Source organism: Saccharomonospora glauca K62, from assembly GCF_000243395.2.
Classification (GTDB): Bacteria; Actinomycetota; Actinomycetes; order Mycobacteriales; family Pseudonocardiaceae; genus Saccharomonospora; species Saccharomonospora glauca.
In genome coordinates this window covers 2,261,084-2,271,670 of record NZ_CM001484.1, presented here as the reverse complement: position 1 = coordinate 2,271,670, position 10,587 = coordinate 2,261,084, and the positions used below count along the sequence as shown (strand labels likewise).

Below are 10,587 nucleotides of genomic sequence, written 5' to 3'. Positions count from 1 at the left end.
CATGGCATTCGAGGACGACGACACCACCACCGTCTACACCGTGGTCGTCAACGACGAGGAGCAGTACTCGATCTGGCCTGCGGAGCGCACCGTGCCCGCGGGGTGGCGCGAGGTCGGGTTCACCGGCGTCAAGGCCGACTGCCTGGCCCACATCGAGAAGGTGTGGACGGACATGCGTCCGCTGAGTGTGCGGCGGCAGATGGACGGAGCCGCCTGACCCGAAAGCCGACCAGTAGAGGAGCGCCATGAACGCCAGCGGGCAGCTGTCCTTCGGTCAGGAACGCTTGTGGTTCACGCACCAGCTCGACGCGAGCGGGTGCGCGCAGAACGTGCCGGTGTCGGTGCGCGTGCGCGGCGAGCTCGACGTTCCGGCACTCGTCCGGGCCTGGGCCACGGTGGTGGAGCGGCACGAAGTGCTGCGCACGATCGTGGTGGATGACCACGGCACTCCGCGCTCGGGACGGCTCGACGTGCCCGAGGTCGCCGCCGTCCGGGTCGTCGATCGCCGGGGGCGGCCGAACGAGGCGGAGGCCGAGCTTCGGGCGGAGGCACGCCACCGGTTCGACCTGGCGGGCGAGCCCCTGGTGCGCGTCACCGTCTGGCGGCTGGCCGAGCGCGAACACCTCGTCGGCGTGGTCCTGCACCACCTAGTCTGCGACGCCTGGTCACTGTCGTTGTTGTTCGACGACTGGGCTCGCGCCTATCGCGGTGAGACACTGCCGGAACCGGCGGGGACCACCTACGACGACTTCGTGGCCCGGCAGCGCCGCGCCGTCGAACCGGGCGAGGACGGCGTGGACACCATCACGGCCCAGTTCAAGCACTGGGAGCAAGTCCTCGCCGACGCCCCGGTCGACACCGGACTGCGACCGGACCGCCCACGCGCCGGGGCCCCCACCTACCGGGGAGCCCAGCTCGGGTTCACCGTGCCGTCGGAAGCAACCACCAGGGTGCGCGACCTGGCCCGGTCACAGCGGTGCACGCCGTTCATGGTGCTGTTGGCCGCTTTCCAGACCACGCTGGGCGCGCGCACCGCCACCGAGGACGTCGTGACCGGCACCCCCATGGCGGCCCGCAGCGACCCCGACTTCGAACGGGTCGCGGGGTACTTCCTCAACACCCTGCCCATCCGCGTGTCCCTGGCGGGCGATCCGGACTTCCTCACGGTGCTCGGCCGGGTCCGCGACGCCTGCTTCGACGCCTACCGCCACCAGGACGTGCCGTTCGAGAAGTTGGTGGAACGGCTGCGGCCCGACCGGGCTCGCGGCGCGAACCCGTTCTTCCGCACGATGCTCGTCGTCCGGGACGGCATGACGGAGCTGTCCCTGCCCGGCGCCGATACCGAGGTGTCGTTCGTGCCCAACGACACGGCCAAACTCGATCTCACGCTGTATCTGACCGAGCGCGAAGGCGAGCTGGACGGCGTACTCGAGTACGACACGGACCTCTATGACGAGGACACGGTGCGCGCGTTCGCCGACCATTTCGCGCGCCTGCTCGACGTCGTCACGGCCGCCCCGGACCGGAAGGTGTCGACCGTGCCCGTCCTCGGTCCCGCCGAGGCGGACCGGGTCCTGCGCTGGGGCACGGGCGAGCACACCGACCCCGGTGCGAACTCGCTCGCCGCGCGGTTCGCCGAGGTCGTGCGTCGCACCCCCGACGCCGTGGCCGTGGTGTGCGGCACGCAACGCCTCACCTACGCCGAACTGGACCGTCGTGCCGAGCACGTGGCGCGGGTGTTGACCGGACGGGTGACGGGCTCGGCGGTGGCGGTGGCGCTGCCGCGCTCGGTGGAGTTGATGGTGGCTCTCTGGGGCGTCGTGAAGGCCGGGTACGCCTACCTTCCCGTCGACCCCGAGCTCCCGACCGAGCGCATCGCGGCGATGCTCGCCGACGCGGACGCGCGGGAAGGGGTGACGCTCACCGGACTCCGGGACGAACTTCCGGGCGAGGGCTGGTTGGCGGTCGACGACCTGCCCGACGGCGGCGAGTCCCCCAGACCCCGCCGGGACCCGGCGCTGTACGTGATGTTCACCTCCGGCTCCACCGGACGGCCCAAGGGCGTCGTGGTGGAGGAACGTGGGGTGCTGAACCGCCTCGACTGGATGCAGCGGACGTTCCGGCTCACCGACTCCGACGTGGTGCTGCAGAAGACGCCGATCGGGTTCGACGTGTCGGTCTGGGAGCTGTTCTGGCCACTGATCGTGGGAGCCCGACTGGTGCTCGCGGCGCCGGGAGGACACCGCGACCCGCGCTACCTGGCGGAGCTGATCACCACGGAAGGCGTGTCGGTGCTGCACTTCGTGCCCTCGATGCTCGGCGCGTTCGTCGAGGAACCGTCCGCCGCGAACTGCACCTCCATCCGCGCCGTCGTGTGCAGCGGCGAGGTGTTGCCCGCGGCCTTGCGCGACCGCCTCGCCGAGATCCTTCCCGCCGCGCGCCTGCACAACCTCTACGGGCCGACCGAGGCGACCGTCGACGTGACCTGGTGGCCGTGCGACCGGGAACGCGGCCCGGAGGTCCCGATCGGCTTCCCGGTGCCCAACACCCAGCTCTACGTCACCGATCGCTGGGGCCGACTGCTGCCACCCGGTGTGGACGGTGAGCTATGGATCGGTGGCGTCCAGGTCGCCCGCGGCTACGCGGGACGCCCCGGGCTGACGGCCGAACGCTTCATCCCCGACCCGTTCGGCACCGTGGCCGGAGCCCGCATGTACCGCACCGGCGACCGGTGTCACTGGCGCGCCGACGGCAGCCTCGCCTACGTGGGGCGCACCGACCGGCAGGTCAAGATCCGGGGCCTGCGCGTGGAACCCGGTGAGGTGGAAGCCGTGACCCGGCAGCATCCGGGGGTCCGGCAGGCGGTGGTCCTCGCCGCCGACGACGGTCGGGGCGAGCTTCGGCTGGACGCCTACGTGGTGCCCGAGTCCGGGGCCGAGGTGGACCCCGCGCGGCTGCGCACCTTCCTGCGCACTCGACTTCCCGAACAGTTCGTGCCCGCGACCTTCACGCTGGTGGACACCGTTCCGGTCACGGCCAACGGGAAGCTCGACGTCGCGGCCCTGCCCGCCCCGACCTTGTCGGGGACCCACCACGAACCGGAGCCGCTGACCCCTTCGCAGGAAATCCTGTGCGGGGTGTTCGCCGACGTGCTCGGCCTGCCCTCGGTCGGGTTGCACGACGACTTCTTCGCTCTGGGCGGGCATTCGCTGCTGGCGACGAAACTCACCAGCAGAATTCGCCGGGTCCTGGGGGCGGACGTCCCCCTCCGCGTGGTGTTCGAGGCCCCCACCGTCGCCGCGTTGAGCTCCCGGCTCGCCGAGTACCGTGACACCGGCCGCGCGCTGACCACGCGCCGCCGTCCGGAGCGCATCCCGTTGTCGTCGGCGCAACGTCGACTGTGGTTTCTGCACCACGCGGCGGGTCCCAGCGCCACCTACCACATGCCGCTCGCGTTCCGTCTGCGCGGCAATCTCGACGCCACGGCACTGGAACGTGCCCTCACCGATCTGACGGCCCGGCATGAGAGCCTGCGCACGGTCTTCCCCGACGTCGACGGGGAACCCGAACAGCGGGTGTTGCCTCCCGAGGCCGTCTCGATCCGACTGCGAACCACCACGGTCACACGGGATCAGCTGGACGACGCGTTGGCGCGGGAGGCGACGGAGGCCTTCGACCTGGCCACGGAACCCCCGTTGCGGGCCGCGGTGTTCCATGTCGACGACCGCGAACACGTCCTGCTCCTGACACTGCACCACATCGCCGGCGACGGATGGTCGCTCGCACCACTGTGCCGTGACCTCGCCGAGGCCTACGACGCCCGGCGGGCCGGGCGGGCCCCGGACTGGTCGCCGCTGCCCGTCCAGTACGCCGACTACACGTTGTGGCAGAACGATCTGTTGGGCTCCGACGCCGCGATCGCCGAGATCGACTACTGGAGGAAACGGCTCGCCGGCAGCCCCGAGCAAGTGTCACTGCCCATGGCGCGACCTCGCCCGGACCGCGCCACCTACCGGGGACACACCGTCGAGTTCACCGTGGACCCGGACCTGCACCGCGCGTTGGTCGCCCTCGCCCAGCGGCATCGGTGCACGCTCTTCATGGTGCTGCACGCCGGTCTGGCCGCGTTGCTGACCCGCCTGGGGGCCGGGACCGACATCCCGTTGGGAAGCCCGATCGCGGGCCGCACCGACGAGTCGCTCAACGACCTCGTCGGGTTCTTCGTCAACACGCTGGTCCTGCGTGTCGACACCGAGGGCGACCCGTCTTTCTCCGAGCTACTGGCGCGGGTCAAGGAGACCGACCTGGAGGCCTACGAGCACCAGCTCGTGCCGTTCGAGCAGCTGGTCGAGGAACTGAACCCGGTACGGTCGACCGCGCACCACCCGCTGTTCCAGATCATGCTCGTGCTGCAGAACGCGGGCACGGCCGAGCTTTCCCTGCCCGGCCTGGACAGCGAGACCCTCACGATCCCCACCGGCACCTCGCGGTTCGACCTGGTGTTCAGCCTGGCCGAGAACCACGGCGACGTCGGAGGCCTCAGCGGGGACGTCGAGTACAGCACCGACCTGTTCGACCCCGAGGACATCGACCTCCTGCTGCGCCGATGGTTCACGATGCTGCGCGCGATGGCCGACGACCCCGAGCAGCGCATCGGTGATCCCGACATCCTCCTCGACGACGAACGTCACCGGTTGCTGGTCGAGTTCAACGACGTCGACCGCGAGGTGACCACGGCGACCGTGGCCGAGTTGTTCGAGGAGCGGGCCGCCGGGCTCGGCGACCACCCCGCCCTCGTCCGCGACGAGGCGATGCTGACCTACGCCGAGCTGAACCGCACCGCCAACCGGTTGGCCCACCACCTGATCGGCCGGGACATCGGCACCGAGGACGTCGTCGCGCTGGTACTGCCTCGGTCGTTCGAGCTGGTGGCGGGCATCCTCGGCGTCCTCAAGTCGGGCGCGGCCTACCTGCCCATCGACCCGGAGTATCCCGCCGACCGGATCCGCTACATGATCGACGACAGCGCGCCGCGGCTGGTGCTCACCACCCCCGAGCTCACCCACCTCGTCCCGGAGGGCGCACCCCGGTTGGTCGTCGAGGGCCTCGACACCCTCGCGTCGCTGCCCGGCGGGGTAGACCACGACCCGACCGACGCCGACCGCGTACGTCCGGCACTGCCCGGCAACCCCGCCTACGTCATCTACACCTCGGGATCGACGGGCAAGCCCAAGGGCGTCGTGATGCCCACCTCCGGCATCGTCAACGTGCTCGACTGGCACCGCAACACCCTGCGCGGCGGTCCGGGGTGGCGCACCGCGCAGTTCACCGCGATCAGCTTCGACTTCTCGGTCCAAGAGACCTTGGTGACGTTGCTGATGGGCAAGACGCTGGTCATCCCCGGCGAGCACGTACGGCGGGACCCGGACGAGCTGGTCCGCTGGATCGACCGGCATCGGGTGAATGAACTGTTCGCGCCACGGCTGGCGATCGAGGCGCTGATCGAGGCCGCCGGAGCGCGGGGCAGTGCGCTGGAGTCACTCACCGACGTCCTGCAGGGCGGCGAGGCGTTCATGGTGACCGACCGCATCCGCCAGTTCTTCCTCGCGCATCCCGACCGACGCGCTTACAACTTCTACGGCCCGACCGAGACCCACGCCGCCACGGCGCACCTCCTCGAGCCCGACCCGCACACCTGGCCGCACCGGGTGCCCATCGGGCGCGGGCTGGGCAACATGCGCATGTACGTGCTCGACCGCGGGCTGCGCCTGACGCCTCCGGGAGTGCCGGGAGAGCTCTACATCGCCGGCCCGCAGGTCGCCCGCGGCTACGCCGGCAAACCCGCGCTGACCGGCGACCGATTCGTGCCCGACCCGTTCGGACCACCGGGCAGCCGCATGTACCGCAGCGGGGACCTCGTCCGCTGGACTCCCGACGGTTTCCTGGAATACCTCGACCGCATCGACGACCAGGTCAAGATCCGTGGTTTCCGGGTCGAGCTCGGCGAGATCCAGGCGGCGCTGAGCGAACACCCCGAGGTCGCCGAGGCCGCGGTTACGGTGCACACCGACTCCGGGGGAACCTGGCTCGTCGGCTACGTGGTGCCCCGCTCGCCGGGAACGGACCTGGCCGCGGTGAGGGCGGCCCTGGCCGAGCGGCTCCCGGAGTACATGGTGCCCGCGGTGCTCACCGAACTAGCGGAGCTGCCCAAGACGCCGAGCGGCAAACTGGACCGCCGCGCACTGCCCGTCCCCGACCGCACCCGCCCCGGCGGCGAGTCCGGGTACGTGGCGCCACGCGACCGCTGGGAGCGCGTGGTCAGCGAGGTCTGGGGCGAGGTCCTCGGTCTCGACCGGGTCGGCACCCGTGACAACTTCTTCGACCTCGGTGGCCATTCGGTGGTGCTGCTGAAGTTGCAGAGCAAACTTGCCGCGGCCACCGGCGTCCGCCTCTCGGTGGTGCAACTGTTCCAGCACACCACGGTGACCGCGCAGGCCAAGGCCGTCGCGGAGGCGGCGAACCCGAACGGGGAGAGCGACACCGTCGACACGGGACCCTCCTCCGCCGAGCTGGGCGCACGGGCGGCGGCGGGTCGAGCTCGGCTCGCGCGACGGAGGAGCCGCACATGACGCTCTCCGCCTCCCGACGCTGGTGGGTGCTGGCCGTTTTGTGCCTGACCCTCTTTCTGACCGTGCTCGACAACACCGTGGTCAACATCGCGATCCCGTCGATCATCGAGCAGCTCGGCGCCACCACCGCGCAGATCCAGTGGATGGTCAACGCGTACACGGTCGCCGTGGGTTGTCTCTCGGTGGTCGCGGGCGGGGTGGCGGACCTCGTCGGATACCGCACCACCTGGCTGGCCGGGCTGGCCTTGTTCGGGGTGGGGTCCGCGGTCGCGACGACCGCGACCGAGCCCGTGCAGTTGATCGCGGCCCGCGCGGGCATGGGGATCGGGGGCGCCTGCATCATCCCGGCCACGCTAGCCGTGCTGACCCGTGTCTTTCCCGAACAGCAGCGGCCCAAGGCGATCGGGATCTGGACGGCCGTCGCCGCGGGCGGACAGGCGCTCGGTCCCGTCATCGGGGGTGCGCTGCTGGCGCGGTTCTCCTGGCCCGCGGTCTTCGCGATCAACATCCCGATCGCCGTGGTGTGCCTGGTGTTCGCCCGCTCCCTGGTGCCGGAGTTCCGGGGTCCGCGCGGGCGGCGGCCGGACGTGGTCGGGGCGCTGCTGTCGGCGGGCGCGATGGTGAGCATCGGGTGGGCCATCATCGCCGGCCCCGGCCGAGGCTGGGCCTCCCCGGCGGTCCTGGGGGCCCTGGGGGTGGGCGCGCTCCTGCTGGCCGCGTTCGTCCGGCAGGAGAAACGCACCCATGAGCCCATGTTGGACATGGCGTTGTTCCGGGTCCCGGCGTTCCGGTTGTCGGTGATCACGAGCCTGTTGGCCGCGTTCGGGCTGGCCGGGTCGATCTTCCTGCTCACCCAGCACCTGCAACTGAACCACGGCTACACCCCGCTGGAGGCCGGGCTGCGCACGATGCCCATGGCGCTCGGGCTGCTGGTGTGCGGCAGCGTCGTCAGTGCCCGCGTCGGCGCCCGGCTGGGGGCGGCGCGCGGCATCACCACCGGCATGTGCCTCGCGGCGTCCGGGCTGGCGGTCATCGCGTTGGTGCCGCCGTCGGCGGGATACGCGGCCCTGGCGCCGGGACTCGTGGCCGCGGGCTGCGGGCTCGGCATCGCCGGGCCCCTGGTGACGAACGCGTTGGTGAGTTCCGTGCCCCCGGAGCAGACCGGTGCGGCGTCCGGGGTCTCGGGGATGGTCCACGAAACGGGCGCCTCCCTCGGTGTGGCGGTGCTCGGTGCGGTGAGCGCGGCGCTGTTCACCTGGCGGTCGCCCGCAGGCCTCGCCGCCGGGTCGCTTCCCGAGGCGTTGAGCCGAGCGCGGTCCCCCGAGCAGGCCGAGGGCGCGAGAGCGGCCTTCGTCGACGCCATCGGGGCGGCGCAGTTGACCGGCGCGGTGCTGGTGGCGGCGTGCGGGTTGGTGGCGTGGTTCCTACCTCGGACGGCCCCGGCCACGGCGGCCGGAGCGACAACGACGACCGGAGGGCAGCAGCAGTGAGTGCAACGCTAGCGGGAAGGGGCGCGATCGTCTCGGGCTCCAGCCGAGGCATCGGCCGGGCGGTGGCCGAACGACTCGCGGCCGAGGGCGCCGGAGTAGTGGTCAACGGCATGGACAAGAAGGCGGTGGACGACACGGTCGCGACGATCACCTCGGCGGGAGGAGCGGCGGTGGGCTACGTCGGTGACGTCACCGCCGACGGGTTCGCCGAGGAATTCGTCGCCACCGCGGTGCGGGAGTTCGGCAGCCTGGACATCGTGGTGAACAACGCGGGATTCCCGTGGGACAACGTCATCCAGAAGACCACCGACGAGCAGTGGGACACCATGCTCGACACCCACCTCAAGGCCCCGTTCCGGATCCTGCGCGCGGCCCAGCCGATCCTGCGCGACCAGGCCAAAAACGACGAGAAACGGGGCCGGTACGTGCACCGGAAAGTCGTGAACGTGTCGTCGATCGCCGCGATCTACGGCAACGTGGGCCAGGTGGGATACGCCTCGGCGAAGGCGGGCATCTTCGGATTGACGAAAACGCTCGCGAAGGAATGGGGCCGGTACCGCGTGAACGTCAACGCGGTCGCGTTCGGAATCATCGACACCCGACTCATCAGTTCGGTCACCGAGGGACACACCATTCCGGTCGGCGACCGGGAAATCCCGATCGGCGTGAACGACGCGGTTCTCGACCACATAGTCCAAACCGTCCCCCTGGGCCGTTTCGGCACGGTGACCGAGGCAGCCGGGTCGATCTACCTGTTCTGCTGCCCCGATTCCGACTACGTCACCGGGGAAATCCTCACCTGCGGGGGAGGAGTCACCATCTGAACCACACCAAAAACAGCTAATTGCCGTCGGTGGACCACGGTGAATACCCCGTGTTACCGTCGCAGGGAAACCGATTTTCTTGCCCGCTAATTCGAATTTCGGTGTCGTTCTCCCGATCGTAGTGAAACCGTCTTGCTCTGCGAAGGAGTTCTCTCATGTCCACAGGAATTCTCGGCGCCGCCGGTTACCTGCCTCCCAGAGTGATCGACAACGACCAGGTGGGTGCCTGGGTCGACCGGGATCCCGACTGGATCCTCGAACGGACCGGCATCAAGGAGCGGCACTACGCCGCGCCGGAGGTGTCCACTTCGGACATGGCCTGCCTCGCGGTCGAGAAGTTGTACGCTTCCTGCCCGGAGAAGCGCGCCAGCGTCGGCGCGGTTATCCTCGGCACGAGCACGCCCGACCACAACTTCCCCTCCACCGCCGCCATCGTGCAGGGCCGGATGGGGTTGGGCAGGGCGTTCGCCTTCGATCTCAGTGCCGCCTGCTCGGGCTACCTCTTCTCGTTCGTGACCGCGCACTCCCTGCTCAGCGCCAATCCGGCGCTGGAGGAGGTGCTGGTGATCGGCGCCGACACGATCTCGAAGGTGCTCTACCAGTCCGACCGCAAGACCGTCACCGTGTTCGGCGACGGGGCCGCCGCCACCAGGGTGGGCCGGGTTCCCGACGGCTACGGGCTGCTCACGCACACGCTGATCACCGACGGCTGCCACGCCGACTACGTGGGCCAGCCAGCGGGCGGAAGCCGCCGCCCGCTGGACGCCACCACCGTCAACGCCCGCGAACGGTACATGGTGATGCACGGGCGCAAGGTGCGGGAGTACTTCGAGGAGGTCGTGCCCAAGCTCATCCACGAGGTCGTCGAACAAGCCGGTGTCTCCTTGGACGACATCGACCACTTCGTGTTCCACCAGGCCAACCCGCAGATGCTCGCCGACTGCATCAACGCCATGGGGATCGACCCGGCGAAGTGCCCGGTGCCCGGCGTGCTGAGCGGAAACACCGGCGCCGCGTCGATCCCGCTGGTCCTCAGCGAGCTGCGAGCCGAGCGAGGCGATTTGGTGGTCATGGCCGCGATCGGGTCGGGAATGACCGCCGGCGCGGCGGTGCTCCGCTGGTATTAAAGGCATTCGCAGCCAAGGGAAGGAGGGCGCCACCGTGGAACGCCTACCGGTTTTCGTCTACGGCACCCTACGCAGCGGGCAGCGCAACCACGGGTTGATCGCCGACCGGGTGGCCGAGAGCTACCCGGCCATGGCCGACGATCTGGCGTTGTTCGGCGACCGCATCCCGTTCGCCGTGGAACGGGCCGGGCAGCGGATCGTCGGGGAGCTGATGATTCTCGCCGACCGGCATTACGAGGAGGCGCTCGCCGACCTCGACCGCCTGGAGAAGTACCACCCCGACCGCCCGGAGGACAGCCTCTACGTCCGCACCAAACGCTCGGTGAGCTATCTCGCCGCGAACGAATCGTGGGCCGACGTGCCCGCATGGCTGTATCTCAGCGGCCCCGCCGCGCGAGGCCGTTACGACGAGAACGTGCCCATCCTGGGCGGTGACTGGGTGGCCGTGCAGGCGAACTGAGAAACCCGTTTCCTCGTGTCCGATGGCCCCGGAGCATGCGATTCGCGCTCCGGGGCC

The 10,587-nt window shown here is 70.2% G+C and carries 6 protein-coding genes; all 6 read left to right on the top strand.

The window, feature by feature from the left end:
* Nucleotide 1 precedes the first annotated feature (1 nt).
* The 6 genes from SACGLDRAFT_RS10780 to SACGLDRAFT_RS10755 all read left to right on the top strand — a co-directional run bounded on the left by SACGLDRAFT_RS10780 (nucleotide 2) and on the right by SACGLDRAFT_RS10755 (nucleotide 10,530).
* Entirely contained in the window at nucleotides 2-217 is a 216-nt protein-coding gene (locus SACGLDRAFT_RS10780; protein ID WP_005464512.1) for an MbtH family protein, read from the top strand.
* Nucleotides 218-245: 28 nt separating this feature from the next.
* Nucleotides 246-6,629, top strand: coding sequence for a non-ribosomal peptide synthetase (locus tag SACGLDRAFT_RS10775; protein WP_005464510.1), 6,384 nt, complete (start codon nucleotides 246-248; stop codon nucleotides 6,627-6,629).
* Complete coding sequence (locus SACGLDRAFT_RS10770) at nucleotides 6,626-8,119, top strand: MFS transporter (RefSeq protein ID WP_005464508.1); 1,494 nt, start codon at nucleotides 6,626-6,628, stop codon at nucleotides 8,117-8,119. Before SACGLDRAFT_RS10775 ends, SACGLDRAFT_RS10770 begins: the two co-directional genes overlap by 4 nt.
* Nucleotides 8,116-8,943 carry an SDR family NAD(P)-dependent oxidoreductase gene (locus SACGLDRAFT_RS10765; RefSeq protein ID WP_005464506.1) on the top strand — a complete coding sequence of 276 codons (828 nt, stop codon included), beginning with the start codon at nucleotides 8,116-8,118 and terminating at the stop codon, nucleotides 8,941-8,943. The genes SACGLDRAFT_RS10770 and SACGLDRAFT_RS10765 overlap by 4 nt, the downstream gene beginning before the upstream one ends.
* Nucleotides 8,944-9,098: 155 nt before the next feature.
* A complete protein-coding gene (locus SACGLDRAFT_RS10760) occupies nucleotides 9,099-10,070 on the top strand; it encodes a 3-oxoacyl-ACP synthase III family protein (protein WP_005464504.1) in 972 nt (323 codons plus the stop codon).
* 34 nt (nucleotides 10,071-10,104) lie between these two features.
* Nucleotides 10,105-10,530 carry a gamma-glutamylcyclotransferase family protein gene (locus SACGLDRAFT_RS10755; RefSeq protein WP_005464502.1) on the top strand — a complete coding sequence of 142 codons (426 nt, stop codon included), beginning with the start codon at nucleotides 10,105-10,107 and terminating at the stop codon, nucleotides 10,528-10,530.
* The last annotated feature ends 57 nt before the right edge of the window (nucleotides 10,531-10,587 follow it).

Bases quoted from the DNA above. Each gene is read 5' to 3' on its own strand.
- SACGLDRAFT_RS10775 (WP_005464510.1), top strand. From the start codon at position 246: ATGAACGCCAGCGGGCAGCTGTCCTTCGGTCAGGAACGCTTGTGGTTC.
- SACGLDRAFT_RS10770 (WP_005464508.1), top strand. From the start codon at position 6,626: ATGACGCTCTCCGCCTCCCGACGCTGGTGGGTGCTGGCCGTTTTGTGC.
- SACGLDRAFT_RS10760 (WP_005464504.1), top strand. From the start codon at position 9,099: ATGTCCACAGGAATTCTCGGCGCCGCCGGTTACCTGCCTCCCAGAGTG.
- SACGLDRAFT_RS10780 (WP_005464512.1), top strand. From the start codon at position 2: ATGGCATTCGAGGACGACGACACCACCACCGTCTACACCGTGGTCGTC.